At 52.3% G+C, this 26,773-nt stretch carries 25 protein-coding genes; 8 read left to right on the forward strand and 17 right to left on the reverse strand.

What is annotated here, in order from left to right; genetic code table 11:
• Positions 1–113: 113 nt before the first annotated feature.
• The 8 genes from AC1XDK_RS28975 to AC1XDK_RS29010 all read right to left on the reverse strand — a co-directional run bounded on the left by AC1XDK_RS28975 (position 114) and on the right by AC1XDK_RS29010 (position 12,327).
• A complete protein-coding gene (locus tag AC1XDK_RS28975) occupies positions 114–548 on the reverse strand; it encodes a toxin-antitoxin system TumE family protein (RefSeq protein ID WP_483353495.1) in 435 nt (144 codons plus the stop codon).
• Positions 549–550: 2 nt separating this feature from the next.
• Positions 551–1,084: a DUF7342 family protein gene (locus tag AC1XDK_RS28980; protein ID WP_483353496.1), complete on the reverse strand. Its 534-nt coding sequence runs from the start codon at positions 1,082–1,084 to the stop codon at positions 551–553.
• A 961-nt stretch (positions 1,085–2,045) separates the two neighbouring features.
• Positions 2,046–3,551, reverse strand: coding sequence for a primase-associated protein (locus AC1XDK_RS28985; protein WP_483353497.1), 1,506 nt, complete (start codon positions 3,549–3,551; stop codon positions 2,046–2,048).
• Positions 3,548–4,447 (reverse strand): bifunctional DNA primase/polymerase, encoded by a 900-nt coding sequence (locus tag AC1XDK_RS28990; protein ID WP_483353498.1) that lies wholly within the window; start codon positions 4,445–4,447, stop codon positions 3,548–3,550. The genes AC1XDK_RS28985 and AC1XDK_RS28990 overlap by 4 nt, the downstream gene beginning before the upstream one ends.
• Positions 4,444–8,637 (reverse strand): ATP-binding protein, encoded by a 4,194-nt coding sequence (locus AC1XDK_RS28995; RefSeq protein ID WP_483353499.1) that lies wholly within the window; start codon positions 8,635–8,637, stop codon positions 4,444–4,446. The genes AC1XDK_RS28990 and AC1XDK_RS28995 overlap by 4 nt, the downstream gene beginning before the upstream one ends.
• Before the next feature lie 32 nt (positions 8,638–8,669).
• The gene (locus tag AC1XDK_RS29000; RefSeq protein WP_483353500.1) at positions 8,670–10,889 is read right to left on the reverse strand and encodes a VirB4 family type IV secretion system protein; all 2,220 of its coding nucleotides are present in this window, start codon (positions 10,887–10,889) and stop codon (positions 8,670–8,672) included.
• A gap of 2 nt (positions 10,890–10,891) precedes the next feature.
• Positions 10,892–11,698 carry a TraC-like domain-containing protein gene (locus AC1XDK_RS29005; protein ID WP_483353501.1) on the reverse strand — a complete coding sequence of 269 codons (807 nt, stop codon included), beginning with the start codon at positions 11,696–11,698 and terminating at the stop codon, positions 10,892–10,894.
• A 239-nt stretch (positions 11,699–11,937) separates the two neighbouring features.
• The gene (locus AC1XDK_RS29010) at positions 11,938–12,327 is read right to left on the reverse strand and encodes a hypothetical protein (RefSeq protein ID WP_483353502.1); all 390 of its coding nucleotides are present in this window, start codon (positions 12,325–12,327) and stop codon (positions 11,938–11,940) included.
• 183 nt (positions 12,328–12,510) lie between these two features.
• On the opposite strand from AC1XDK_RS29010, the gene AC1XDK_RS29015 reads away from it, so the two are divergent.
• Complete coding sequence (locus tag AC1XDK_RS29015) at positions 12,511–13,581, forward strand: CPBP family intramembrane glutamic endopeptidase (protein ID WP_483353503.1); 1,071 nt, start codon at positions 12,511–12,513, stop codon at positions 13,579–13,581.
• Positions 13,582–14,586: 1,005 nt separating this feature from the next.
• On the opposite strand, the gene AC1XDK_RS29020 is transcribed toward AC1XDK_RS29015, so the two are convergent.
• On the reverse strand, positions 14,587–14,748 hold the full coding sequence (locus AC1XDK_RS29020) for a hypothetical protein (RefSeq protein WP_175424185.1): 162 nt from the start codon (positions 14,746–14,748) through the stop codon (positions 14,587–14,589).
• Between the two features lie 630 nt (positions 14,749–15,378).
• Positions 15,379–15,717, reverse strand: coding sequence for a hypothetical protein (locus AC1XDK_RS29025; protein ID WP_483353504.1), 339 nt, complete (start codon positions 15,715–15,717; stop codon positions 15,379–15,381).
• A gap of 200 nt (positions 15,718–15,917) precedes the next feature.
• Here AC1XDK_RS29025 and AC1XDK_RS29030 point away from each other — a divergent pair, with 200 nt between their 5' ends.
• The 3 genes from AC1XDK_RS29030 to AC1XDK_RS29040 all read left to right on the forward strand — a co-directional run bounded on the left by AC1XDK_RS29030 (position 15,918) and on the right by AC1XDK_RS29040 (position 18,207).
• The gene (locus AC1XDK_RS29030) at positions 15,918–16,079 is read left to right on the forward strand and encodes a DUF7563 family protein (RefSeq protein ID WP_483353505.1); all 162 of its coding nucleotides are present in this window, start codon (positions 15,918–15,920) and stop codon (positions 16,077–16,079) included.
• A gap of 611 nt (positions 16,080–16,690) precedes the next feature.
• A complete protein-coding gene (tbsP, locus tag AC1XDK_RS29035; RefSeq protein ID WP_483353506.1) occupies positions 16,691–17,497 on the forward strand; it encodes a transcriptional regulator TbsP in 807 nt (268 codons plus the stop codon).
• Between the two features lie 479 nt (positions 17,498–17,976).
• Complete coding sequence (locus AC1XDK_RS29040; RefSeq protein ID WP_483353507.1) at positions 17,977–18,207, forward strand: DUF7120 family protein; 231 nt, start codon at positions 17,977–17,979, stop codon at positions 18,205–18,207.
• A 1,472-nt stretch (positions 18,208–19,679) separates the two neighbouring features.
• Here the strand turns inward: AC1XDK_RS29040 and AC1XDK_RS29045 are convergent.
• From AC1XDK_RS29045 to AC1XDK_RS29070, 6 genes are all read right to left on the reverse strand, one after another.
• Positions 19,680–20,009, reverse strand: coding sequence for a DUF7344 domain-containing protein (locus AC1XDK_RS29045; protein WP_483353508.1), 330 nt, complete (start codon positions 20,007–20,009; stop codon positions 19,680–19,682).
• An 830-nt stretch (positions 20,010–20,839) separates the two neighbouring features.
• Entirely contained in the window at positions 20,840–21,187 is a 348-nt protein-coding gene (locus AC1XDK_RS29050; RefSeq protein WP_483353509.1) for a DUF7344 domain-containing protein, read from the reverse strand.
• A gap of 187 nt (positions 21,188–21,374) precedes the next feature.
• Positions 21,375–22,046: a helix-turn-helix domain-containing protein gene (locus AC1XDK_RS29055; RefSeq protein ID WP_483353510.1), complete on the reverse strand. Its 672-nt coding sequence runs from the start codon at positions 22,044–22,046 to the stop codon at positions 21,375–21,377.
• Between the two features lie 333 nt (positions 22,047–22,379).
• The gene (locus tag AC1XDK_RS29060) at positions 22,380–22,670 is read right to left on the reverse strand and encodes a HalOD1 output domain-containing protein (RefSeq protein WP_483353511.1); all 291 of its coding nucleotides are present in this window, start codon (positions 22,668–22,670) and stop codon (positions 22,380–22,382) included.
• Positions 22,671–22,866: 196 nt separating this feature from the next.
• The gene (locus AC1XDK_RS29065; protein ID WP_483353512.1) at positions 22,867–23,292 is read right to left on the reverse strand and encodes a DUF7344 domain-containing protein; all 426 of its coding nucleotides are present in this window, start codon (positions 23,290–23,292) and stop codon (positions 22,867–22,869) included.
• A 454-nt stretch (positions 23,293–23,746) separates the two neighbouring features.
• Complete coding sequence (locus AC1XDK_RS29070) at positions 23,747–24,028, reverse strand: helix-turn-helix domain-containing protein (RefSeq protein ID WP_483353519.1); 282 nt, start codon at positions 24,026–24,028, stop codon at positions 23,747–23,749.
• A 249-nt stretch (positions 24,029–24,277) separates the two neighbouring features.
• On the opposite strand from AC1XDK_RS29070, the gene AC1XDK_RS29075 reads away from it, so the two are divergent.
• Positions 24,278–24,754, forward strand: coding sequence for a DUF7344 domain-containing protein (locus AC1XDK_RS29075; RefSeq protein WP_483353513.1), 477 nt, complete (start codon positions 24,278–24,280; stop codon positions 24,752–24,754).
• A 76-nt stretch (positions 24,755–24,830) separates the two neighbouring features.
• Positions 24,831–25,214, forward strand: a complete 384-nt coding sequence (locus AC1XDK_RS29080; protein WP_483353514.1) for a HalOD1 output domain-containing protein — start codon at positions 24,831–24,833, stop codon at positions 25,212–25,214.
• A 23-nt stretch (positions 25,215–25,237) separates the two neighbouring features.
• Here the strand turns inward: AC1XDK_RS29080 and AC1XDK_RS29085 are convergent, their stop codons facing one another.
• Entirely contained in the window at positions 25,238–25,729 is a 492-nt protein-coding gene (locus tag AC1XDK_RS29085) for an Lrp/AsnC family transcriptional regulator (protein WP_483353515.1), read from the reverse strand.
• A gap of 156 nt (positions 25,730–25,885) precedes the next feature.
• Between AC1XDK_RS29085 and AC1XDK_RS29090 the strand changes: the two genes are divergently transcribed.
• Both AC1XDK_RS29090 and AC1XDK_RS29095 read left to right on the forward strand, forming a co-directional pair.
• The gene (locus tag AC1XDK_RS29090) at positions 25,886–26,200 is read left to right on the forward strand and encodes a DUF7344 domain-containing protein (protein WP_483353516.1); all 315 of its coding nucleotides are present in this window, start codon (positions 25,886–25,888) and stop codon (positions 26,198–26,200) included.
• A 264-nt stretch (positions 26,201–26,464) separates the two neighbouring features.
• Positions 26,465–26,704 (forward strand): hypothetical protein, encoded by a 240-nt coding sequence (locus tag AC1XDK_RS29095; RefSeq protein ID WP_483353517.1) that lies wholly within the window; start codon positions 26,465–26,467, stop codon positions 26,702–26,704.
• The last annotated feature ends 69 nt before the right edge of the window (positions 26,705–26,773 follow it).

Raw genomic sequence — 26,773 nt, forward strand, 5'->3', positions numbered from 1 at the left:
CTGAACCTGCGATGGAAGTCACTCTCTGGGGCTTTGCTTAGAGGCGTATCCGTATCGTCCGATGCTAAGCTGCCGTATTTGCACAACCTATCCGTTGACGACGGGCTAAATGCCTATTCGCCCCACAGTGTCGTAATCCGCTGTTCGATTTCGTCGAGAACGAGCGTTAGGACATCGCGATGATAGGTGGGCCACGATGCATCCTCGCCAAGCGTCGGAGCAGTGGGTGGTGGGTGAAAATGATCTCGCGAATTGTGCGGGTTCCGATGGCGATCCCAGCGACACTCCCAGGCGCTATCGGCGTGCACTTCTCGATAGTGAATTTTGAAGTCGTCGTTCGTGTACCATCGGACAGCGAGCGTCGCCTCATCCACCAACACTGGATAATACGGCTGGGCGAATGTAACGCGAAGCTCAAGATGGCCGTTCACGTCAGTGATGACTGCCTGTTCGACTTGCTGTGTGGCGATGAGTCTCGTCTGTAGAAACTCAAGGATTGGTCGGTCGATGGGCGCAGGACTGCCCCCATCGCCAGTTGGCGGTACCATTGCTATCCTGAAGCTTGTTCGTGGTCGGCGGTACCCGCACGTTGCTGGCGTGCTCGTTCATAGCGTGTTCTCTCTTCGCGAGCAGTCATCCAGTCGGCGAGATCACTGTACACGTCATCGATCGATCGATCAACGGTTGCCTCGACAACGGCTAGTGCATCAACGTCTGCCGGGGTCGCGGCGTCATACTCGTCTTCATAACTTTTGATCGTTGTCGTCAACGTACGCACGCGCTGCTGGAGTTCCTCAACCGAATGACGTGCCGCGAGCTGATTGATGCGTCGCCACTCGAAATAGGCGTCATTGCGCTCGTAGGTGGTCGGATGGCCGTCGTGCTGGGTGACGATCCCGAGATCCGCAAACCAGTTGAGGTATTTCCGGGCAGTTTTCGGATCACAGTCGATTTGATCTGCGATTGCACTCGCCGCCATTGGCTCGCGTGTTTGGAGAATCGTTCCATAGATTTGTTGTTCGACGTCGTCGCCGCTGAACGCGTCCTCGAAGGGAGGTGGTCCGTCGGTGGGTGAATTAGCCATACTTATTGTTCGAGCTATCAGGATATAGTTCTTACTTCAAGGAACTATTTCCCTTCTGATGGAGAGGGCAATTTTTCACGGGTGTGCCAGAACGGCACTCCGAACACTAACTTTTGGTGGTGAGAGACCGGTCATTTCGCATGCCACTTAATCCTTATTCACGCCGTAACGTTTCACCTCTCGGGACGTACTATTTGCATTCTACTTATGGTGTATATTCTGATAGAATGTGATAAGCGATCACGATTTTATGCTACTCACGAGATGGGTCTCTCTTGATTTGATCGATCGTAGCATCCGTTGATTGACCAACAGTAGATACACGTCCTTTTCTCAGAATATCTGAATGCTGAAAACTCATCTGAGAGAACCCAGTGGTCACAATCACGCCAGTACTAGCTGCTGTTTGACTACTCATTGTTCTTCTGTGCTGTCGCATCGCCACGCCGTTTTCAGAGTCAACATTGCTCGACCCACCTATTCCAATCTAGCTGATAATTCATTGATTTGCTGTGCTTTCTCGTTCTGCTTGCTTTCCCCCGGTCGCGCATGTCCCGTTCGTTCTTCGTACCCCCCTATTACTTTGGACGATTTTAGAGGTACGCAAAGCAATATGACGGGCACAGATTTGCATATAATCGCTTAGGGCTGGTTTCCGGCCGTAAAATCCAGCCTTAGGATTGATCGCAACACTCTCAAATGATAAATACAGCCTCACAGGCTTTCAAACTGGTGAAAATAGCACATTAGGATGTGGCGGCCGGTTATGTTAGCAATCCAACCTTAGGTTTGATGTTTCTTGTTACTATTCCAACCTTAGGATTTGAGGGTGAAAACCGCTGAGACGGTCGAAATAATGAGAGAGAACGTCTAAATCCAGCCTTAGGATTGAGGCAAGTTGACGAGTCACTGTAGCACTGTGATTACTGTCTAGTTAGTTAAACAAATCCTGCTCTGGCAGTCAATCGGTCGTCACGCCAGCCGGATTATCGAGCTGGTCATACAGTTCTTCAGGGAACGGGAGACTACCATAGATTGAGTAGGGACACTGATCACGGCCGATACAATATCGTTGCATATCCTCATTCGAACAATTCATTGGGAGGGGGATCTCACCGCCGATATCATTGTTGAGTTCGTACCGAATCTGGTACTCGGTCACTTCGTCATCGTACCACGGCCACCGGGCGAACACCTCCTTCATATCGCTGATAAATTCGTCCGTGCTTGCGTCTCGGTACTGGGGCAGCCACCACGCCATTCGCACAAGATTGTAGAGATCTTTCCGGACCGGTTTTTTCTCCTGCAGCCGCTCATCCATGGCCGCCAGACAGGGGAGTTCGAAGAGATCCTCGAGGTCGTCGACGTGAATCGGTTGTGCGCCATCACTATACCGGGTGAGTGTATACCGATTCAACCGATCGTTTTCGACGGTGACGCTTGGATGATCTCGGTTCGTAGAGAGAATCGTTCCGAGACTACGAGGGGTCGATATGGAGTCACAGACCTGTTGCTCCCACGATCGTTCAGAGTCGTACGCCTCAAGAGCTTCGTAGAGTTCGCGTGCGGTATGTGTCTGGCCGATTCGGACGATATCGTTGTCTGCCGCCTGAACAGCGTTGATAATCGTCCGGAGTTGCTGTTTTTGCTGACTCCAGTTCTTCCAGAGGCGATGAGTTTGCCCGGCGGCGAAAAAGCGATCGATCCGCTCGGTGATCGCCGATTCATTTGCCGTCAGCCAGCTGCGTTGCTCGGGTGTGAGTGCTTCTTCCTGGGCCGCGAGAAGTCGTCCAAACGCATCCTCGGCATACGATCGATACTTCATCATAAAATCAGTGACCGGGACATACAGGTGGTTATCTGCGACGTGTGCTTGAATCTCGCCTTGCTGGTCGCCGTCACGATCCGTCCGTGCCAAGCATTTCCGTGAAGCAGCGACGAGTGGGATCTCAAGATAGCATCCGTCACCGAACTCAGGGCGTGTCGTGATGTCTGTACAGACGCGACCAGAGTGAGGGCCGTCTTCACCCGGCTCTTTCGCATAGAGAATTTCGGCGATCTCCTGGTGAAGAGTGAAATCATCATACTCGCGAATGAGCGAGCCGATGTTGTTCACATAGAGTTCGCGTAGATCACCAAGGAATGCGAGGTGACGTGGTGGTGTCTCTTCGAGTTTCGGGTGATCCATGATACAGACTGCACCGAGAGTGGTAAGGACTGCAAGCATTCCTGGATCATCAACATACGGTCGCTCTGCCGCTTTCCGACGTGTGCTTGGCGCAAATGCATCGCACGTGAATCGCTCAATGTCTGCAAGCAACTTCTCGGTTTCTTGTGTATCGTCGACCGTCCAGCGCTGATACCCACGGTCGAATAGCTGTGTGAGCTGGAACTGACCTTCATCACGGGGTAGTGCCGCCACTCGATACGCCATGTACTCGTCGTTTAGTGGTGTTGTTCGGCTCATGGTTCGAGAAAACTGGGGACAGCTTCGGTTCGGAAGTCGAAATCCGGGCTCTCGACCGGTTGGACGATACGTGAGACATCGGCGTGCAGCGAGTATGGCAGTCGCAGTACGCGGCGGCGGTCAGCCGTGACAACCGGATCGATGGGGATCTCGTATTCTTCGAGCAGCAGGTCGTTAATCACTTCTCGACTCTGTTCGTCGTAGCGATGTTTGCGGTCAGTATCGAGCAGATAAACGTGACAACCTTGTCCCGAGTACACGACCATCGTTTCCGTGGCTGCAAAGTCATCCTCGAAGATTTCCTGGACAGTAAATCCGAATTCGAGAGCGTGCTCGATATCCGCAAACGTATAGGGGTAACCCTCAGGTGCGCTGTCAAGAATGCCAGCATCGCGGAGCTGGTCAGATCCGACTGATTCCGTAGGCTCGGCGGTCGTTTCCATCTGGGACGCTGCCCGTTGTGCTGCAATGTCTTTGGCGTCGATATCGACGGCGAGCACCCACGGACGTTCCCAGTGGTCAAGTGCATAATAGACCGCGTCCGGTCGTGGCTCGGGCCGTTCGAGGAGCTCCGGATCGGCAAGCGCATAGTTACTTCCGTGGAGCGGATCGTGCCGAGATGGATACTGGATGAACTCGACCAGTTCGTCTAGTGAGTCGAAGTGCTGTGCAATTCGATCACCCGAGTCGCTTGTCTGCCACGTTTTTCGGCGGATGAACGTTCGATCGGGTGTATTCTGCTTCCGAACGGGGTATGGCTCGCGGAATGCGAGAGCGTACTCTTTCGGCCCCTCGACAGTAATGAACGGCGGCAGTCCGTCGGTTTTCTCTGGAAATGACTTCGTATAGTAGGTATGAAGCTCGTCGTGAGTTGCTTTGCGCCACGTCGACGTCATCGCTCCGTGTCAACCTCCGTTTTGAGACTCCGGAACGTATTCACCGCGGTCATGCCGGGGATTGCCGTTTGGCTAAGAGCGGCGCGAAGCGCACTGACCGTCTGTTTCTGGGTGGCAGTCAGCGAAAGATCGAGCGGACCGGTCTCGATGAGCGTGTCGATCACGTCGATCGCACACCCTCGATCTTCGAAAGCCCACGCAGCGTTTGCATCGGCCTTCGCGAGCTTTTCGTAATCCGCGATCACGGCGTCCGTATTATGACTCGTCGTTTCAACTTCGCCGACCCAACAGAGCTCGCCTGAAGCGTTAAATCCTGCAACATCGAAAACAGTCCCCGAGTCGTGCTGATAGTAGCGTTCTGTCCGGTCGACATCGTGGTACTGGACAAGCCATTGTTCAAGGAATACGACACCGGCTTTGTGTGGGGTTTTCTCGCCAAGATCACCAATTCCCGGGTTCACAGCCAGTGATCGGTCGAGGAAGGTTCGCCCGGCTGGCAACACGGTGTAGTACGTCTGCCGAAATGCTCGATGTTTCTCGAGGAACCCCTTCTGTATGAGCGTCTCTACGTCGAGAGTGGAGAATGGCTCGTCGAAATCGGCCATACTCTCTGTGAGCGAGTACTCCTCAAGCTGGTGGTTCATCGCATCGAGCACGAGGCCGAGAAACGCTGCCTCATCGCGTGTCACACCCTCTGCTCGGAGCGTCTTGTCTGGAATGTTCGTCGTCGCTTCGTTGAAACGACCTGCTGGCGTCGTATCTGGAGCCTGTGTCTGTTCGGGTTCTGGACGTGGCTCTGACGTCTCTTCCTCCAACGGGACGGATTCAGCAGGCGAGTCGAGCGATGCAAACTCTTGGATAGAGATTTCAATGCCGTAGTCTTCGGCATGGGCAGCGATTTTCCGGAGTCGATCGAGAAGGTCACTAGTAGACTCAGTCGTTTTGTGCGCCCGCCGAGCGGCAACGAAGACCTCGTCTTTCGACGCAAACTGACAGCAGGCGCTTGCTCGTCGCTTCTCAGCGTCTGTATACTCAGTGCCACAGAGATCACAGACGTAGCAATCGGTCTCCGTATCGTAGTGAACATGCTCGGAGAGCGCAGCATCATCGGGTCCGTCTCCCGTGTTATTCGTGTCTGTCGGCTCTTCGTCACTAGGTCCATTCTTGGTACCCGTTTCTGTCTGATCGGGTGAGGCAGATGTCGGTGTGTCGTCGGGCGGTGACTGCTCCGTCGTCGGAGCGCCGAACATGGAAGCATCTCCGAAATCCTGTTCATCACTTGGCCGGTCGCTGGCTGGTGTGTCTCCCATTCCCGTCGGGACCTCGCCATCTGCAGATGTGCCTGTGGCGTTACTCACATCGCTTCCACCGAAGAACGGTGTCTCACCGTCGGCAGCTTCAGCGTCGGCTGTGTGCTCTTGAGACCCGTCTGTGCCTGCAGTGTCCTCCTCACTCATCTCTGCAAGCGTATTCCGTGCATCCCCATGCCCGATCTTGCTCGGCCGATTGGGGATACTGCATTCGCTCTGGGTTCGGCGTCTGACCTGCGGACGGGCCATCTCCTCAAAAAGGTGACGTGCGTCACCGGTGAGTGGTTCATCACTTTCTGGATGCCCTTTGGGAATGGGTAAGGGTGCGAGTGAGAATGTCGTGGGATCTGTTTCGCCAAACCCGGGATTCCGGAGTTGCACGACCCACTCGCCAGACGGCAACCGTTTTATCCGATTGCTGAGTTCCTGTTTGGATAAATTCTCGTGTGCCATCGATTTCGCGAGTTCATCGTCAACCTCGATGTTCCCGATGATTTTCGTCTTCACGTTGTTCAAAATCTCATTGTACGGTCGATTGGATCGACTGTGATCGTTCGACCCCGTGTGATTGTTCACTTGATCGGGGTACTGCATGATCAGGCCAAGGCTCACACCGAAGCCCCTGCCTTGGGGCAAAAACTCCTCATAGACGAGTTTGGAGGTCGCAACCGCTGCTGCCTCTTCAATGATAACGTTCGCAATCTTCTCATCAGCGGCCATTGGTTCGTCCTCTCCTGTCCGGCTATCATCGGACCATCCCTGCGTGGCATCCCAGAGATTGCTCAGCAGAACCATCGTCAGCGCGTTGCGCGAGTCGGAACGCAGTTCACCGATATCGAACAAAATCACTGCATCTTCATCGAGGAAGTGCCGAAAGTCGAAGACGTTCTCCGCATACTCGCCAGCCTCATCATCCCACTCAGGGACGTGATTGAAGATCTGATAGAGGTGTTCGAGTTCGACCAGTTTGTTCAATCGATTCGCAGCCCCACCCATTGACTGCTGGAACTGTGCCTCGTCCAGCTCACATTGCTGGAGTAATGCCCGCTCGATATGCGCATTCTCGTCACAAATTTCCGGGATGATGCGTTCATGGCGCATCTGATACACGGCCTCAATGAGCGTATCCAGGCTGAACGCAGCCTGGCCATACTCCTTGTCAAACAGTGCTTTGATCAAGAACGTCAGGATCTCGTTCGCGACAAATGCTCGATCGTGCGTTTCTGTCCCGAGAATCAGCCGCATGACTTCATGGAAGTGCTCGACGGTATCCTGGATCGCATCTTCGCGGCGCCTCCCCATCGCAAGCTTGGGACGAATATCGAAAAACGAGAATGCAGGCAGCATATCCGGCGCATCGAAGTGATAAACGTTATCGAGCGTGCCGAATTTCGCGTAATGGGCTTTGAGATAATTTTCGACCATTGCATCGCCTTTCGACTCAAGTAACACCGTTGCCCCCCCGACGTGCTCGCTCAGTGTCAGCATATCATTCAAGACGCTTTTGGATTTTCCAGAGCCAGTCGAGGCGGCGCGAAGATAGTGAGTGATGAGCGTCGATATGTGGACGTACACCGCGTCATCAAGGGGTTGGTTCCGGTCTTTGAGCGGCAGACCAATTGCCATTCCCGGTGCTGATAATCGGTCTAACATCTCCGGTGCTGGGAGTGACAACGGCTGGCGGAGTCGCTCCTTGCCACGAGTCCCACGGGCGCCCTCAGTGGTCAGTGTATGTGCACTCGGGACGGCCACGAAATTGGCGAGTTCGTCCGCATTCAAAATGAGCTGCGAGCGTTTGCGCCCTTGGCGAGAGATGTTGAGTGACCGATCGAGCAGCCGTTTGAGCTCCTTCTTGGCTGGGTCACGAAGATTGGTCAGTCCTTTCGTGAGACGGTTCCCGTTGAGTTCATAGTACGCCCCATCGAGATGGTTGAACGCGTTCGCAAGCGCGTCGACGTCACTCTCCACCATTCCGATCGTCGGATCGTCTGCATCAGCAGGTGGCACCCCCGCTGCACGCATGTTTACCAGATACGTCTGGGACGGGTTTTTCTGGTCGATGAGTGTTTGGCGAGAGGCCACCCCGCCGCTCGGCGTGTGTGGTGATTGGCCGATATTCTCCCCGATCTGTGGCGCGTCTCGGCCACGCCGTCGATCGCGAATCTCTTCCTCGTCATACCCCCGAAGCATATCTCTGAAGTTGGTTTTCGTGGTCTGGACGAACCCATCACGTTTCGTCTGAATATTCTCCTTGCGAGTGTTGGCAACCTTCTCCCAGTCCGCATACCGAGTGAATAACACTTGCAAAACGGTGGGGGCACTCGCGTTCGCAAGCCGCTCGACTGCCGTTGCAAGCGGGGCCTTTGCCGATGCACTATCGCCATTCTGTGTCGTGTGGAGCTGTGAATACTGTGTGAGCGGCGTCATCCAGTCGTCAGTACGCGTTGCCACGCCCTGCCACCGAGCCGCGATTGGCGACCGGTTCACTAGTTCCGAGCGCGCATCATCGATCGACTGGGACTCGGGTGAGTCTTCATCTTCGTCCGTGTCGGTGTTCTCTGTGGACGGGCCGAGCAGTTCCTCTGGGAGCGTGAGTTCTTCCTCAGAGAGATTGTAACTCGCCGGATATGCAGTAGTCAACTCCGAACGGACCGTCGACAAGAGCGATTCGTCAGTGGTACCGAGATAGAAGCGCACCGGCGTTTGGTTCCCCTGTGTGAGCGCGAGAAACTCGAACGTGGGTGCATTTTTCAAAGGATGGTATTTGACCTTCCAGCCAGACTTCAGTTTGCGTAGGCCGGCGAGGCGAGAGATGATATCGGAGGGTGTGACACGTTCGTGGGCTGGTTCGATTCGAATGTAGCGACGAGTGGTTGTCATGGGCGGTGAATTGATTCCTGTAATTTCGTGTGTTAGCTGGTCGGTGCAGTGGATTCGCGAGCCTGTTCGAGCAGTGATTGAGGAATGTCGTACTCTGCGGCGCGTCCGTCCGCAAGCAAATAGGAAACATCGCTCGTGTCGAGCGCATTCTGCTCGATCAAGTACTCCCACGGATCGAGGTCTTCGTCGAGCACGTGGACAGCAAACTCATCGACATGCAGTTGAATGCGCTTTTTCCAGTCGTTGACAAGCAGCAAGCTCTCGGAGTGAGTTCCGTCCTCACCAGTCTGTGCGGAGGCGATGAACCGCTGTTCGTTGTGGGTAAGATCGTGGGCAGCGATCATCTCCTCGCTCACTGATTCGTGCCGGAAAATCTGCTTGATATTACAAAGGTTGTAAATCTCGCGGGCTTTCTCGAGCGCGTCTGCAGACTGTTCGGTGGATTCGGCGAGGAACTCATCCACCGTCTGGGAGATCAGCGTCAGCCCGGTGTTGAAGTGGCGACTATGCCGAATGAACAAGTCGATCAAATCCGTCGTGGCTGCTCGGCGCAAGAGGTAGTGTGCTTCGTCGATCGTCACTTGTGTGCGGCGATCGCTGCTTTGAGCTCGCTGGTAGATCCAGTCGAACATCACGTGCATAAACAGCGGCGCTTGTCCCGTATCGGAGAACATCGACATGTCGATGGTCACGAGCCGATTGTCGAGTTCGACGTTCGTCCGTCCGTTTAGATTCGCGTTCTCGCCACCCTCTTGGAAAGCCTCGAGTCCAAGGAGAAGTTGGTAAGCAAGCCGCTCGTCCGTCTCTCGGAACCGATCAGCGATATCCTGCACTTTCGGAGCAACTCGTCGCTTGTCGGCATCAGGATGATAGTCGAGGAACTCAGTAGGATCATCGCCATCGGTGATGTGTTCGAGGATATCAATGATATCCCCGATTATTGGACTCGTGTTCTCGTGTGTTGCTGGATCCTCGGTGATTCCGTACTGATAGTACGAAAGCAAGACAGCACGCCGAAGAATGCCCTCTTGCTCATTTGAAAGGGCTTGTCCGTCACCGGCTGCAAAATGCAGCCGAAACAACTCCATCACCGACCGGTACTTCTTGAGGAACGGATCTTCGACGACATCGTCAATCCCACGACGGATTTCGAGTGGGTTGATCGTGTTCTCGCCACCAAAGCGAATCACTTGCCCGCCAAGATCTTCGGCAAAGTCGACGAAATCCGCGAGTGGATCCAGGACGAGGAGCTCGATTTCGGGATCCATCATCATCCGATGAAACATCTCGTACTTCTCGGCGAATGTCTTCCCAGAGCCCATCTCACCAGCAATCACCTTCGAATACGAGGAGAACCGGTAGCGATCAAGGAGAACGGGGGTATGTGTCCCGTCGAACCCGTAGTAGGCGCCCTCGTTATCAGCCAACGCTGGTTCGATGAACGGGAACATGGTCGCGACAGCTGTCTCCTGCATGAGTTGGGTGGCTTTGATCGGATCACTTCCGAGCGGTGCAAGGGCGTCCTGTGACTCGACCTGGCGTTTTTCGAGTGGAACCGCTTCTGTATTCGCCTTGGCGATGATCTCCAAAGCACGCTCGGTCGCCTCATTTAATTCCTGCTTTGAGTCGGCAATTATCTCGAAGTAGATGGCAAACGTGAACAGCTTCGTCTCGCCGCGAATGATATCCCAGATGAGATCGGAGACGGCCTCGTGGTCGGATTCGAGTTCGTGGGTATCACTCTGATTTTTCTCGTCTTTCCGATAGAGACGGGCGCGGAGCTGTGTGAGGCGATTACGGAGTTTCCGCAGAATTTCGTGCGAATCACGCGGTCGGATATGCTGTGTCACCCGAATATTGTCGTGCGTCGTATAGAGGTCATCAAGCCAGCCGAGCGGAACACGTTCGGGATAGCCATGGATCGTCATCGTGCGGACGTACTGGCCACCACGAACCATGTAGCCCGACTCTAAGAGCCCTGATTCCTCGGTGATTTCGTGTGGTGCGATGATATCCCGGTCAGCAAGCGAGCGTTCTGTCTCGTCTTGCAGAACACCCAGGCGAATCTCACCGTCCTCGGCTTCTTCGAGTTCGAGCAGATGTTTCGCTTGGGCCTGGATATTTTCCTTCGAGAGTTCGTCCCCATTCGCTTCGAGGATGGCGGTCGCTCGGTCGAAGACCTCATCATCAATCTCATCGAGTCCTGGTTCGCTCTCTAACCCAGGAATAAGCGACCGGAGTCGAGAGCCCATCGTTAGATCTCCCCCTTGGAGAATGTCGCGTGATCAAAGCGGTCGAACTCTGGTTTCACGTGATTGTAGTAGTGATACAGGATCTCCATCGTCTCCTGGCGAGTGTTGACCAGCTCTGTTGTGACGTCTGTCCGTCCAAGCTTGTCGATCACGCGGCGCTGGCGATTGTGCACTTCCCGGATGCACAGTTCGGTTTCTGCCTTCTCGTGGTTCTTGACCCACGGAAGCCGTTTGAGAATGTTTGCGCCAGCAGAGCCGATGAGCGGGAGTGTGCTCAGTTGATTGAGGACACTTCCGGTATCAAGGTTTGTCGTGACCTGCGCGGCGTTGACGCGAATAACGATGTAGTAGTCGCGTGTTTTGATCCCAGAGCCGTCGATATTGTCCTGAGCCCATTGGATGTAGTAGCGCCGGCCATACTGCAGAATCGGAGACTGTCCTCGTGCAGCAACGCTGGTGCCACCACGAATGAACCTGTTGTAGTGCTCACCGAGATCGAACTCCCGGGGATAGCACGGGATGGCGATCGACCAATCAAGTGCCATCAGAAACGAAACGTAGTCGCTCATAACCTGCCGACGTTGCTCATAGTTGAGTGTCAACCAGTTCCGGGGCTGGACTTTCACGAGTCCGATATAGTCGTCACCATCAACGGCAATCCCATCATCACGAACGTAGTCAAAGCCAAGCTGGGCTTGTGTCGTCGTTTGCTTGTTGAGTTTATCTTCGAGATGGAACTGGTCACGAGCTCGTGCTTCCTCACGAGCCGTTGGGAGGTCCGTGTCAATTGCTTCGAGGGTGGCATCCATCGCTCGGAGGACGTCCAAATCTGATTCAGGCCGTCCCGCATCGGTCTCAAGGTCGCGATCGGCTATCCCGAGCGCTGTCCGTACTGTGGGACCGTCAGGGGATGGCTCTGTGGCTGATCCGTCGGTTGCAGTCGTAGAATCAGATTCGATCGTCTCGGTCTCTGCTTCGTCTTGCGTGCCAGACTGTCCAGTACTGGCTGTCGAGGTGTCGGTGGCAGGCGGTGGTGAATCCATGGTGGTTACTGGTGGGAGTCGTGGTCGTCTTCCGCTTCGATTGTCTCGATGTCGAGGCCGGCGTGGCGAACACCAACCACATCTAGGGTTTTCGTCGTTTCCGTGGCGGGTCGTGTCCGACGATTTCGGTACGTGGTGGTGCCGAGGTAGTAGTGCACACAGGCTCGAGCGTAGCTGAGCGGGCGTTGTGCAGCAGGCGTGATGAGGAGAATCACGACACCGAGGGCAAGTGCAATCCCGGTGGCAATGAGAAAGAGATCGCCAGAAGCGCCGAGACTCTGGGCAATGCCAAGGCCGAGAAACGGAATGACGAGTGCTTCGCCAATGTCGCGGGCAGTCAGCCCAAAAATGAGCTTTGTGTTGATGATCTGACCAGCGATTGGGAACGTTTCCATTTGATATTATCTTATGCTGTGACTAGTTAATAATTACTCCATGTGTCGGCTTTTGTTTCAATTCTCACTAACACTAAGGTATATTTTAATCGGTGTGTGACTCCCTTCCATAAAAACATACTCGTGAGATGTTGACGCATCTAATTTAAATGGAATACGCAGCAATAGTTCCTTCACGTATTGATGACCCGAACGGACTACCTGCACACGCTGGTGAACGTTTTCCAACTCAGCTGGAACGAGCGCACCGATCGACCATGCGCCCCACTTCGGCTCTTGTTCTCAATGATAATAGTCATGTTTGCAATTATAATCGGACAGGTCGTGTTCGGTCTCGGAACTACTCTTCTAGGCTATCTTCCATCGGTTGGTCTCGGCGACATTCTTATCGTGCGGATGATCTCAGCAGTGAGTGGCCAGTTCATCGGCTCTGCGTCGTGGGTTCTTGGCTTTATTGCCGCTGCCTGGTTTCTCGACCGGCGCTATCCCTCTGATATGGGGCTACAAATCACCCGTGAATGGGTCGGTGAGTTCAGCGTTGGATTTCTGCTTGGTATCGCTCTGCAAGGTGCTATGCTGCTCATCGGGCTTGCCGCCGGTTGGCTCACGATCACCGGATGGCTGACAGGCGAAGTAAGTCTCGCACTGGTCCCGTGGTTCATCATGACTTTCGTCTTCTATCTCTGTATTGGTGTCCGAGAAGAAGTCCTGTTTCGTGGCTATTTAATGACAAATATCGCGGAGGGATTGCTCTGGTTTGATGGTGTTGACCGGTCGATAGCGGTTTGGATTGCAATCGGTATTTCATCGGTCTGTTTTGGCTTCTGGCACTGGGGTCGGTCAGTCAGTTTTCTCATCTTTGCCGTGGTATTCGGGCTGCTCTTTGGACTCAGCTATGCACTGACGGATTCGATTGCGCTCCCGATTGGGTTGCATGCTGCATGGGATATGGCCGAAACATCTCTTTTTGCCTCACATGAGCTCCCAACGAACAAACTCATCGAGACTACCGCAACGACGTCTTTCACTCTCATCGGCGACGTTACCCCCCTTGATCTGCTCTCGTTCGCTGCGTTGCTTCTTGGATCCGTCGCTGTGATTGGCTGGATCTATTTCCGCACCGGCAGGCTTTCGATTCATCAGGATATTGCCGTCCCGGATTTACACGACAACCACTACTCATGGATACGGAACCTATTCGTGGTAGAAGGGGTTGATGATCTCTATGATTCCACCGGAGTCGAAAAGGAATGAGATGATTGCGTCTGTGGTGGCGATCTACTTCTCCATGTTGCACTAAGCAGAACTAAGGAAGTCTGGTAAGCGTATCGAATTTGTGTACTGCCGCTTCTCGATTTTATATAGACTCGGCCGTATTGCTCGAACCAAAGAGTCGTCTTATATGACACCAATAGGAACATCGATAAGAGAAAAAAATAGATCGCCACATCGGGATTAGAGCCACTCATCGGGGAGTTTATCTGTGTGAGTGTGCCTCAATTCGAGAAGTGGCTGAGCCTCGTCAAAGCGCGGCCCCTTACGCATAGGTGATGGGAATCTCTTTTGGGAGTGTGCCTCATCCTGCCAGTACGACCAATATTCCAGTCGTAACGAAAATCGATGGTGTCAACTGTCCTCAGAGCGACCTCACGTATCTTCTGGTGGAGATTTCGGTAGAGGGTTGTAGAGTTCGAATATCCTCGTTGAGTGCCCCAAAGGACTACGGTCGTCCTTCTCATGTGCGGATTTTATTGTCACTGACCGTCATCTGTGGCGGTTGGAAATAAGAGGATAGACGGACAAACATAGTGCAATGTCGCTATATGAGCAACGGCGGTATAATGGCTACTTTCCAAGTAGGCGATATAAAAATTTTACTCTCGCTCTATCCGCTGTCGTTGGATTTTGGAGCTACTGGGCGTTCTCACGTGGTATTGTCTTTGCAACGATGTATATCGTTATGTTCGGTTTCCTGGGAATCTTGTTCGTACTACTCTGGGAGTGGTAACTCCCACATTCGATCAAGATATAATCTAATTCACGACTTTGATCGAGTTAGAGATCAAGTTACCTCCTCTAGAATCACCCGAGGTGGACAGTCCAATAAAGAGCATACTCGATGTCTCCTCTCTTTTAACCACTTCAGGCACCGTATAACAATAGTCAACGCAGTCATTGGAAAAGGTGTGAGCGTCGTAGGAACGTGCCTGGAACCATGCGCCTGCGACGTTCAAGCACAAAGAATCAAATGTGATCATCTCACGCCAGTTCCATACCGGCGTAGTCGTGCCCACTCTTCCCGGCACGACCACGCTCTACTCGCAGGGGGTTCCGGGACGAGAACGGGTTGCTTGTTGGTAGAAGCACCATCGACCCCACGTCGATGGCGGCCACTTCGTGGCCCAGGTGGTTCGAATCCACCCCCGTTCGTATCAGAGCATATTCTCACAGTCTTCACACGCCGACCACTCCTCGGACTTTTGGAATGTGGTCAGGTCAGCCTCCGCTGCTAAACGGTGGTTTTATGGGTTGTAGGAGCACTCTACCGTGAATTGCCAACACGTGTAAAAGTGAAAGACAGAGTTTGTCTACGACGTCAGCAGTTAGAAACTGTATCAGCAGAAGAGAACGGTGAGAGATGTCGGATTAACAACTGCCGAGATTCTGGAAGTCGCTCTGGTTACACTTTGAACAACAGGATGGTTTCGAGATAAAAGTGGTTCCGCATTCTTCGCATTCAAAAATATCACCGGTCGCCCGCACCTGCTGTTCGGTCTGCTGAGACGGGGTTTCTGAACGAAAGGCACCGCGTAACCGATGTAGTAGTTCCATAGCAATGCATAGACACTTTCTCAATACACATAGATTTTATCGCCAAAATGGCATAATAATCCCATTATTACTGTGTTGAATATTGTCAATGAAGTCGGCTTACCGGTTCCGAGATACCGCTGAAACCCACATAGTCGCACTCCTGTGGTTCATCATTCTTATTCTTCATAGAAAATCCCACGCGTTCAGGAAATACTCGGCGGCGATATCAGCCGCGTGCTATGGTGTTTTCCCTCCGATGTATCGTCGGCCGCAGCGTTCGCGCTTTCCGTGAGTATTCGCTGGTCGGTGATAAAACATCAATTGGCACGACAGGGATACAAAGGGCTGATGCGGTAGTTCGTTCGGCAGTTCCGTCCGTTCCGTTTGCACGCATGGCCAGCACGGGAAGCCACCGAAACCGTCACAATCACAGTCTTCGGCATCGTTGTCATCCTCCGACGGGGACGCATTGAGCGTCCCGTCGTCAGTTGCGGTTTCGACGGCGACCATGTGTTTGCAGAAGGCGTTGCGGTGGACGTGATGCGAGCACGTGCAGGCCATCAGGTTTTCAGTCACTACGTTGGTGGAGACAGTATATTGGTGTTTTTCGGGGTTCTCGTGGCTCTCGTTAGAGACTTGGATAAGTCCAGGAGTATCAACACGAAAGCCGGACTGCTCCCACGGTGGGCGTTTCTGTGCCGTCTCGTCAGCTTCACGGCCTGTATACAATCTTGATAGCCAAAGCATCTATTAGTGTTTTATCGAATGGAACAAACATGCCCCACTGTGATAATTGCGGATCGTTTGTGACCCGACACTATGTCCGTGTGTTCACACCGGATGACGTCAAGAAACCTCGTGTTTGTCCATACTGTGAAGATATAGTTCGAGATGGAAATGAGATACGGCAAGCACGCTCTCCACGAAGAAGTTCATGATGAAAGAAGGGAATCCGATAGTCGTAATCATTGACAAGAAACATAGCATTCGAGAGACCATGGTTCTCAGCCAGTTCAAACAGAAACGTAGCCACTGGATTAGTACTCTTCTAATCGAACCCAGCGACGCTGAGAAGCAGTTTTACGAGACATAGTGAACTGCCCCGGGGTCAAGTCCTGAGGCACTCGCCCTGTTCCACCTGTACATCCTCGGTTTGTTTTCTCCCTGTTGTCGCTCTTTCATTTGGAGAGGTGAACAACACTTCTTGGGACACTCTTCTCCTGATCATTGGTGATCTCGTTTCTGGTCTTATAACTGACTGCCTTATTTTCGAACTGTACTACAAAGCATTTACCGAACTCTCCCAAGCCACAGTTGCGGCGTAGTTGCCGCTGACACCCTGAATAGGCTGTGGATCTGGTCCCATCACTCCTGATTCATCCCCATCTCGCTGCATCCTCCTCGCTGCATACCACTAAATCGCCACGCTCCGAGCTGAAATTCTCACAGTCTTCATTTCCAAGTTAAGCTATTCATCCATTTGTTTTAGGCTACTCTTACCAGTAGTAATTGGCTCGAAACAAAGGTATGCCTTCACGATTTGCAAACCATGTCTACAGAAGCAACCATAGCCGACCAGGAATTCACGGAAACGATCCACTCATTCCTCGAGGATGCAGACACCGTCCACATCATTAATCCAGCACCAGAAGTCTTCCGAACAGTGATCCAGACAGCAACCGAATTTGACGATGATCTACCCAAATTCCAGGTGCTTGCCACTCCTGACGTACTCAAAGCAGCGGTCGACGATTTCATTCTCGCGAGTCAAGCAGCTAATCTAATCGAGGAAGGAATCCTCTCACTGCGGACAACCACCGATGTCGCACGGAATTCCCTGCTCATTAGTGACGAGCAAGTGGTGGCGGTCGTCAAACTCAATGCGGCGTTGACAGGGCTTCACTCGACGGACGATGACTTCGTCGAGACTGTGCAGACGACGTTCATGGACGAGTGGGACGCCGGCGAAGAGTTCGGGTTGCGAACGCCACCGCTGTCACGGGTCCGGGACACCCTTCGTGACGATTTCGGGGAAGATGTTGAAAAGGACTTCATGACAATGCTGGAGTCGGTTGAGACCGTTCCCGGTGAGGAAGACGAACTCGACGAAGTTACAATCGCGTTGTTGGTCGCAGCGAACAACGAGATGCTGCTCTATGATATCAGTAAATGGGGTGAAGATACTGGTGTGGCGAGCAAGGCAACATTCTCGCGGACAAAAACACAACTTGAGGATCGCGGCCTGCTCGACACGGAGAAAGTGCCGATTGATGTCGGTCGGCCGCGCCTTCGGTTGGTCTTAGCGCCCGATAATCTCGAAGATGTGGATATGCTTGCGGAACAGGTGACTGCATAGTTCGGGAGAGAAAAAGATACCTGAGACTGGGCCAGGGATGGTAAGTATCATTCTGCGGTGTGAGTTATAGAAGAATGAGAGTAAGGAGAGACATCGGGAAAATTAAGCTACGTAATCAGGTTATTAACCAAATAAAGGAATGCATAGAAAGAGGTGTACTGAGGTCGGAGCACTTCTGACAGATGGGACACGAAACCGTCGCTAATCCACCGGTATCGAAGGCTCTGGATTGGGCTGGCTTCCCAGGAGTGAACGACCTTCGATGAGTCCGGGGGCATCGGCGTCGAAGGAAAACTGTTCGGCCTGTGTGCGGTGCTGTACCATCTCGGGCAGCGTCGTAGGCCACAGATGAGGTTGTACTCAGGGATTTTACGATTGTTTTAGGAAGGAACAAAATACACCAAGACCCGACAAATAGCACTACCTCGCATCGAGAAACTAGCCCGAGAGTTAATTTGTCTCTAGAATGGATTGTGTCCATGGCCACGTTCGAAGTAGCCTTGCCTGACCGTATCGAGAGTGATATTGATCGCCTTGTCGAACAAGGTGATTTTCTGAATCGAGAACAAGCGATCGAAGAGCTTCTCACATTGGGGTTATCGGCCCAGGAAACTGGCGATGAATCCGAAGCGGAGTTGGATGAAGATCTGTTTACAGATGCTGTTGATGAGCAACAGGATCCGGCCGATCAATACAACGATCCGCTCTAATCTTCCTCTCGAAACGAGGAGCCAAGACTGCCTTCCACCTCGAGTTTAATGAGACAATCGAGGTTTTCTGGTCAATTATTTCGACTAGTCCGTCTCGACCAATCTGTCGGGCAACACCCGACACAACCTGCCGATTCTTCGTTCTGTTTTCTGACCTGAATATCCAGTTTCAGTCACTTATATTGAATTTAGTTATGGCTATATTTGCGGGAGGGAAAACGGATGAGGCACATCAAACCAATAGCGGTGCTTCTCGCATTCATTATGGTTAGGGAGTGGATATCGTACCAGTGGCGGCAATCTCGCATCAACCGGCGAGTTCGTAAGTGAGTCAACACCAGGGCGCCGGGCAAGTGAACGTCAACCATCAATCGCACAATTATGGTGGTGTGCAGGTGTCCATTCAGAAGAACTCAAATCGCCAGATAGCCGTGTCGAGTGCCGGAAATTATAACCATCAATCGAGTGGTGGCGGCAATCAAGTTGGTCATAGATAGGGGATGAAGACGGCGATCTCATTTTCTGCACTACTGATTCAGCGCATAGCAGATGTTGAAGTCCGGGTTCGTTCCGGATGCTCGCCACTGCATTTCGAGCAGTCGCGTAGCAAGCCGCTCAGCGTCAATCTTCTCGTCACGCATCTCCCCCAAGATGGTTGCAAGCTCACCTGGAGGGTATCGAACAGAGGCTTTCACGGTGCATAGAAGATCCCTCACTAGGATACGCCGTAAACAGTTGACAGCCAAACCGTAAGTGAATACATATAGTGTTAGTATAATCTACTAACCTATGTGAATACCGGTACCAAGCAAATACGAACGAATCGGGAAAGTCGAAACCGGTGGCGGAGTTAGTGAGGTTCCGCAAGGACGTCTGCCGCCCACACCTCAGGGCGGGTAGGGGCAAGTCCCATTGTAAGCATTGCATTAGGAACAGCGAGATGGTACCCGCATGAACTCAAATGGACCAGAGATGGTCCAGCCATCGTGATCGTCCTAATAAGCCGCAGACAACGGGACAACGGTACTCTATCCTTATTACCCCGCAGTCGCCACAATTGTACCTCTCAAGTGTTTGACGGCCTTGGAGCGCCGGTAACGCGCGAATTCCCCATCACAGCCTTCGCAAATCACCCACCATCGGCGATGTGAACCGCTCGCAGTGCCAGATTGTGTCGAGGGCGTCAGTCCAAGGCTTGAACGGCTCATTGTGATCCGCTTCGCCGAACTCGTGGCACTGCCACATATGAAATGACTTATGACGCATAGTCCCGCCAAACTGCTTCCCGTCCAAAGATCGTAGGCCGCCTACATGAGTGCAATCGGGAAGCATGACAAGGTCACATTTTGTGATGCCCGACTCTCGCTAAGTGCAGTGTGAGTCCTCCTAAACAATTGCTTTCACTCATAAATTTAAAGTAATCTATCAGGGAGGTCATTGGGAATGAATGATTGGGAAACTAAGTTCTCGGCTTATCCAGGTTGTTCAAGGACTTTCGCAATGGTAACGATCGCATCAAATTCCGTTGGTGTTCCCTGAATGTTGATTTCTCCTTCATCACGATCGTACTCAATAGAGTCAATTTCGGCTGCTTTCGGAAGATGCACCTGGCGAAGCGTGAGTTCAATCCGATCATACTCTTCGTCGGGAATATTTCCGTCAGGAGCGTTGCTTTCAAGATTTGCAACATAGTCAACGACTTCATTTACTGATACAGTTCCGCTGTGTTGATCAAGATAATACAGTGCGTATCGTCGTCGCTTCTTACTAAAAAGGTCAAAGACTGTGTCTAGCGTCGCCATGATTCCTACCACTGCCTAGTCAATCACCGATGATATTGCTTAGGGATTCGGCTACCCTCTTGGAGGAAACGCTTTGTTCCCATTGTGTTAAAAATATTTTATTATATGTGTAGCTAGTATATTTGGACTAGATGAAACGGCCATATTAATCCGGGACGGGTAACGAGAAGAGTTTTATTACCTATGCAGATCCCAGCAAGTCGCTTCGACTGACCCACCCCTGTCATTCGTGGTCCCGACGGTCGCCGCATATTGACCAAGCACCCGCTGATATCTCGGGCGTATCGTCGATCGCTGTATTCTCCTTTCCTAAAGCATTCACTGGTCGGTGATATTCCAGACCATTAATCGGCGTCTCTTGGCTAAAAAAGCTGAAGTGATGGTTCGTTCGGCAGTTCCTTTCGTCCCGTCTTCACGCATGGTCAACATGGGAAGCCATTCAGGCCGTCGCAGTCGCAATCTTCGGGTTCGGCATCGTTGTCGTCCTCAGACGGGAAGGTCTTGAGCGTCCCGTCGTCGATGGAGACAGATTCTGGTGGTTTGCAGGATCTCGTGGTTTTCGTTGGTGACTTCAACGAGTCCAGGTTTACTACCTCATTTTTTCTAAGCGGGTATGAACACACCTAATTTTGAGTGAAGAACCACTGGTGGGAACTGCCAATTGCTACCAACAACGCGGAAATTCCGACGACCATCCGGTGTCAATCTCCCAGACAGTTCGGACAGACATTCTCCTCGAGATAGATTGTGAGGACTGATCTGCCACAGCTAGCACACTCCTCGACGAGTTCGGTGTCTGTATCTTCGGAGTGCTGGTCTTTCATCATGTATCAGTCCCCTGATCCGGTTTCTTCGACGAGGGTAAGATACTGCTGGAGACGCGGTGATTCGTAGTAGCGCACGATTTCATCGTGCTTGCCATACTCGATGATATCGTAGTCGACGAGCCTCGGAAGGTGCTTGTGGACAAGCGCAACCCGTGCTTGTTCAGGAGACGTGATCGCGTCGACTTCCTCGTGAACGTATTCGACCAACGTTTCGAATGCAGCTGTGTGCGTCTCCTCATCGATGAAAAACTGCACAGCAGCACGTCGAGTGGGATTCGCGAGCAGTTCGCAGACAGTACTAACCGTGTGGTCTGACGCCGATTGGTGATCGGTTGTTGGTGGGTGAGTCATGGGTCTGGGGTTGTGAGGGTGTCCGTGACACCAGTGTCTTTGTCCTCCAAGCCCGCAGAGAGCGAACGGAAACTACTTTGGAGTGTAACGATGCCCATTCAGCTATATGATTATAATCACAACGCTCTCATTAGGTCCTAGGGCTGTCCAAACAGGGTGGTTAAAACCACTGAAAGATAGAACCAGGCTAACTAGGCGAAGTATCTCGTGATGACCCGAGAAGCGCGTGTTCAAGAACGGCCTCATTGCCACGCCGAATCAAATCCGAGAGAGACTGCTGACTAATGCCGAACTCATCCGCTAATTCCGAGAGCGTAATTTGTCGGGGAGTCTGGAAGTATCCGTGCTGGAGTGCAAGCAGAAGCGCATCTCGCTGTTTTTCTGTCAGAACACTCTCTACAAGGTTGTCGCCAGCTTCACTGAGTGTGTGCATCTGCCCGAGTGTATACGGAATTTCGTTTTCGCGACAGTGATTATGGAACGTGGTGAGATCATCCTGAGAGGGAAAGAGGACTTCGAACTCCCAGGCGTGAGAATCGTAGCCATAGGCACTCCGGATGATCGTTTCGGCTGTTGTGAACCCTTCGAAAAAGCCGCCGTCTGGAATATCCCAATTCAAGAGATACAAGCGTCGATCCCCGAGTTCCTCAATCTCGCTGAATTCGCGGACATGGTCGTTAGCGCGGACGCGCTGTTCGAACGCATCTAAATCGTCATTCCACGCGAAAAACAAGGGAATCGCATTCGACCCAACGGGAACGATTCGCTCGAATTCGATTTCGATCTCCGAGTCAGCTGTAAGTAAGCGGCCAAGCGCGAAGTCTGTGGCTGGGAGCGAGAACTCAACGAGGGTTGCCATTAGCTTATAAACAAACTATCTGGTGTCTCTTAGGTCTCTTGGCGGGGAACACCGAGCAACTTTCGTATATGATTGGTTCACGGCTACCGGAGACACTTCACTGCTGCTTCTAATGGTATCTGTTATGGTGACCTACCAACCACTTCATCATTGCACTTGTCAGTCGTGATTGAATAGCCTTCCCTGGCAATGAACGACCAGACAGCTCGCTCCCGTTGACTGTTGATCAGGATAAAATCGACCAGCGATCGTAATGAATCGAGTCGGGACGCCAGAAGTAGCAGAAACAGGTTCCAACGAAGATGTGGCCTCTGAGTGAAACCTATCGGTGTTTTAGCGACTCTCACCGTCAATTGGCGCGAGTTCAACCGTCCGATCAGCGTGGACGGTAACCTGATAGCCACAGTATTCGAACATCACTTTTCCGTGTCGTTCGGATTCTCTGTGAAGTGGAGCAAACAGCGTCTCAAGTGCATCTGGATCAATAGCTTCGTATAATGGTGGGCACTTACTCGTCTCGGGACCGTCACGGGCAGCGATCGCGTCCTGAATCAACACCACTATTGATGGCGCTCTTACGGTCGACTGCTTGTCATTCAGTGAGTTGGTCGTTGTTTCTCCCATTTTTTATTCTTTCCCCGGAGTCCTCGTGACTAGTGGGGGTATCCCCATCATGAGCACTCCATCCAAAACTCTGGCCTGTAGTTATAAACATCCTCTGGCGAGAGATGAAGTGGCGACTTGACTATTCAACGCTCACACGCGCAGATAAAGCGATTCTCCGTTATCCAATGGAGCAGAGTTAGACCTCGTCTCGTTCTCACGTTTCGGTCACGGACAGACACTTTTCCAGTGTCGGGTGACCGCAGTACCGGATGGTTTCGCTTTGAGTGTCATATTCGATCACCCTGGCATCGTCCAGTTTCGGGAGATGGTTATGCTGCAGCGCAACTCTCACAGCATCGTCCTGAGTGCATTGTATGCTCGTTTCGGTTTCTGATTCCTGCTTCAAAATGAAGGAGACAAGATCAGCTACTGTTGCGAGATCATCCTCAGTCTGTGAAAGATATGAGAGAAGATGGCGGCGATGCGAATGAGACAGGATATCGAAGATCGTGTCGAGGGAAAGCTCCGGGGATGACGAGCTATCGTTACGCTCGGACGTGTTCGTCGATTCGCGGTCGAGCTGTGTGGTTCTTGTCTGGGAATCTGAACGACCAGGTCGATCGCTGTCGTGTGGGTTCATGGGTACGTGTTTTTTGAGAACGCACGGGGAGTGTGCCCCGCGTACCGACAACGCGTATGAACCCGATCTGAGCACGTTGGGGATCATCGGCCCTTCATCATTGGGACACGGCTCGGACACACATTCTGTCTCGTGGTTCTTCAATACAATAGAAGAGTTGCTTTAATAAACTCACGGGTTGCGTTTGCAAGTATCCACTACGTATCTACCTTTCATAGAAACAGGGATTCGATATTAGCACTATTACTGCTAAAGCAGTAATTTGAGGCACTGAGGGCGGCATAACGGTTCTAAGGGGAGGTTACCTGATGCCCAGTCGCACGAAAATGCCGTATTGCACGCCGATTGACTTCATGCGACGAATGCTCGCGGGTGCTTATTCGCCACTGACAGTCAACGCAGGTGAGGAGCCGTTCAGTTGTCATACGCTCAGGTCCGAACTAGAAATGATTAATCAGCATGGTTGCTTTCCCAAGGGGTTCATTTCGACCCCCGTTTTGCTGGGTTTATCGGCACCCTGGCCGAGAACAATAGAATTTTCAACAAGACTGCCATGGCCTCGTCGAAGTCGTTCGGAAATCGCTTGGTATAAAACCCTGATCTCAGCAGCGAGATCTTCAGTTGTTGTCCGGCGTGGAATCTCATAATATTCCTGCTCATACGCGGCTCTCAGTGGCGTTTGTTGCTCATTTGAAAGTTCAAAGTGACTCTCTGAAACAGATGAGCAAGTACACAGTCACCTGCTGCCAATTGAAAGACAATCACAGCCACACACTCGTCAATGTCTGGCTGCAAGCACTGATCGGGCACACTAGTGATTCAGGTCAGTACCGCGTCAATACCGGATAATTTCGGTTGTCTCTCTAGGAATAGATTACTACTCATATATATCACGTTACGGCGATTCGGTGCGTATGTATCGATATGGTCGGGAAATCACACTCTATAGCGAATTCTTAAGACTATTCACACTCCTATATGAGCTATGACGGGGAACGAACCACCTCCCGACAAGAGGGAGACACATTCTAGTCGGACCGTCGAGGAGAGTGCCGCCGAACGCGATCTCGACATTGATGTCCCAGAGTCCATCCTCGAGTTGCAACCCGTCTTCGCGGCGATTGCACAGCCACGACGACGCTACCTCGTCTACACCCTCGCTGAAGAGACCGAATGGTCACTTGATGACCTCGCAACCAAACTGGCTGCCTGGGAAACTGATACTCCAGAGACGGATATCGCAACGCTCACGCGCCAGGAGATGTACACGTCGCTCTATCACACGCACGTCCCGAAACTCGTTGACCTGGACGTAATCGAGTTCGATGCTGACACCGAGACGATTACTCCTGGTCCATATGCAATCCAAGTACTGACAGTGTTAGAGGGCGTAGGCGGCAGTCTCGACAATCAGCAAGAAACGCATGCTCGCAGTGAGTTCGACCGAGAGGATACTCAGTAACTCATGGCTGGGCAAAGAGGTATCACTGCCTTGGGAATACCACAACTTCACGACACATTCACACGGAGAACGACAGATGACGTCAAGTAAGGACCACACCGATGATGGCACTGAACTTGCACAGGATGGAAACGGACCCGACGACCCCGACATGACCTTTGTGACACAGGCGCACTATGACCGCGAGAGCCATCGCGATCTCACCACCGAAATCATCTTCGCGATCGCGGACGCCGAAGATGTTGCGCCGATAGAGATCAAAGATCCACCCCTATACGAGTGTGTGGATATCGCCGCGATCGAAGACGGCTTCTTTGGCAAGGAAGTCAACGGTCACTCACGCGATAGCGAGGGCAGTGTTGCCTTCCGATATAATCAGTATCACGTTGAAGTTGCCAGTGATGGGTGGATTACGGTGTCCGAGCCCGCGGAGTATGAGGAGATATCAGGCTCTGAGTGATTGCATTTCGAAAAGGGTGAAGATCAGCTCTCACGTTGCTCCTCTGCCGTTTCCTCACTGAAATGGAAATGATTGAATGGCTGGATATGCCGCTCGCGTATGATCTCGGAACTCTCAATCGTGAGGCCTGCGTCGTGCAGCGTGTCCGTGATGCGTGTGATATCCTTTGTACTCGTCCCAACCACTTCCACGTAGATATTCCGTTTGCCGACAAGCATCTCGCGCACATCGACCACACCTTGCACAGCAAGTATTTTCTGGACAAATTCGGCTTGTTCGGTTGCTGGCGCGGTACACACGAACAGTACGCTTAGCGGAAGGTTGGCAGCTTCATAGTCAATATCGGGGTGATAGCCCTTGATGATACCGTCTTCTTCGAGTTGCGAAATCCGGTTCCGCACAGTGCTCGCGGAGACACCGACTGTTTCGGCAATCTCTTCGGTGGTTGTATTTCGTGCGTCTCGCTGGAGATGATACAAAATGCCCTGATCAACGTTGTCGAGTCCTCGGCTCATACGCAAGAATAGGTGGAGTAAGCGTAAGTAGTCTGTGAGAAACTGAGTGAACGCCACCAGCCCTCGTTCAAGTTATTCACTCACTTCCTCAAACAATTGCTAATCCGAAAAATGAGAGGTGCTTATCCATGTACAATGTGTTGGGATGCAGGAACCATGACGCTTAATGAGCAACTCTCAGTCCTCTCGAATCACCACCGACGACAACTCCTTGTCGCCTTAGCACAACGGACTCCCCACCCTGACCGACGAGCTCCGTCCCGAGGGTTAGCGACGGACGGTGGAACCCGAGATCAGACAATCGCAATGCAGCACGTCCATCTCCCCAAATTAGCAGATCACGGCTTCATCGACTGGGACCAAGACGCACAGCGCGTGACAAAGGGGCCGCAGTTCGACGAGATCGAACCATTGCTCACCGTGCTGAGTGAGAATCAAGATGTGCTTTCTGACCGTGGCGTCCCCGACTAATGTCGTATCCCACCCCAGTGCCATCGGTCGCCGGAAATTATCAACTGCCGAAATCAGACAACAAACCAGGCTTTCACCCTCCGCCTGCAGATGGGTCGTGTAAGTGCTCGCGGTCGCTATTGGACATAATTCGAACAGGAATCAATCAGCGCAGAGGTTCCATTGTTTTCAGTGTTCGGTTCATAGCCAGAGGTATATATGACTGGCACGTAGTCGCTCACGATAAAGAAGCAAGGACGCACTGTGTGTCTGTTTCCATTTGTGGTGGAAGCAAACCTCTCAGGCCTACTCTGGCTGTTTCACATGACGCGTGTGGGGCGCATCACACTGTTTTCACTTCTCTTTGGTACCATGACGAATCATACACCCCCCACCGATGAGCATCCTGATGAGTCGGACGATGACACCTACCAGACAGAGTTTGATCCGCTCACGGACAACGTCAGCGAAGAACTCATCAAAGCTGTCGCGACACTCAATGACGCCGATCCCACCGAGCTATAGTAGACATTAGAAGTAGTTGCTCACTGTTGGAAGAGATAGCTGGTCGAGAGCGGTATCAATCGCCGTGGT

The organism is Haladaptatus sp. HS23 (assembly GCF_056892285.1).

Coding starts and splice junctions, on each gene's coding strand:
- AC1XDK_RS28975 (WP_483353495.1), bottom strand. CDS start 548: ATGGTACCGCCAACTGGCGATGGGGGCAGTCCTGCGCCCATCGACCGA.
- AC1XDK_RS28980 (WP_483353496.1), bottom strand. CDS start 1,084: ATGGCTAATTCACCCACCGACGGACCACCTCCCTTCGAGGACGCGTTC.
- AC1XDK_RS28985 (WP_483353497.1), bottom strand. CDS start 3,551: ATGAGCCGAACAACACCACTAAACGACGAGTACATGGCGTATCGAGTG.
- AC1XDK_RS28990 (WP_483353498.1), bottom strand. CDS start 4,447: ATGACGTCGACGTGGCGCAAAGCAACTCACGACGAGCTTCATACCTAC.
- AC1XDK_RS28995 (WP_483353499.1), bottom strand. CDS start 8,637: ATGACAACCACTCGTCGCTACATTCGAATCGAACCAGCCCACGAACGT.
- AC1XDK_RS29000 (WP_483353500.1), bottom strand. CDS start 10,889: ATGGGCTCTCGACTCCGGTCGCTTATTCCTGGGTTAGAGAGCGAACCA.
- AC1XDK_RS29005 (WP_483353501.1), bottom strand. CDS start 11,698: ATGGATGCCACCCTCGAAGCAATTGACACGGACCTCCCAACGGCTCGT.
- AC1XDK_RS29010 (WP_483353502.1), bottom strand. CDS start 12,327: ATGGAAACGTTCCCAATCGCTGGTCAGATCATCAACACAAAGCTCATT.
- AC1XDK_RS29015 (WP_483353503.1), top strand. CDS start 12,511: ATGACCCGAACGGACTACCTGCACACGCTGGTGAACGTTTTCCAACTC.
- AC1XDK_RS29030 (WP_483353505.1), top strand. CDS start 15,918: ATGCCCCACTGTGATAATTGCGGATCGTTTGTGACCCGACACTATGTC.
- tbsP (WP_483353506.1), top strand. CDS start 16,691: ATGTCTACAGAAGCAACCATAGCCGACCAGGAATTCACGGAAACGATC.
- AC1XDK_RS29040 (WP_483353507.1), top strand. CDS start 17,977: ATGGCCACGTTCGAAGTAGCCTTGCCTGACCGTATCGAGAGTGATATT.
- AC1XDK_RS29045 (WP_483353508.1), bottom strand. CDS start 20,009: ATGGCGACGCTAGACACAGTCTTTGACCTTTTTAGTAAGAAGCGACGA.
- AC1XDK_RS29050 (WP_483353509.1), bottom strand. CDS start 21,187: ATGACTCACCCACCAACAACCGATCACCAATCGGCGTCAGACCACACG.
- AC1XDK_RS29055 (WP_483353510.1), bottom strand. CDS start 22,046: ATGGCAACCCTCGTTGAGTTCTCGCTCCCAGCCACAGACTTCGCGCTT.
- AC1XDK_RS29060 (WP_483353511.1), bottom strand. CDS start 22,670: ATGGGAGAAACAACGACCAACTCACTGAATGACAAGCAGTCGACCGTA.
- AC1XDK_RS29065 (WP_483353512.1), bottom strand. CDS start 23,292: ATGAACCCACACGACAGCGATCGACCTGGTCGTTCAGATTCCCAGACA.
- AC1XDK_RS29075 (WP_483353513.1), top strand. CDS start 24,278: ATGACGGGGAACGAACCACCTCCCGACAAGAGGGAGACACATTCTAGT.
- AC1XDK_RS29080 (WP_483353514.1), top strand. CDS start 24,831: ATGACGTCAAGTAAGGACCACACCGATGATGGCACTGAACTTGCACAG.
- AC1XDK_RS29085 (WP_483353515.1), bottom strand. CDS start 25,729: ATGAGCCGAGGACTCGACAACGTTGATCAGGGCATTTTGTATCATCTC.
- AC1XDK_RS29090 (WP_483353516.1), top strand. CDS start 25,886: ATGACGCTTAATGAGCAACTCTCAGTCCTCTCGAATCACCACCGACGA.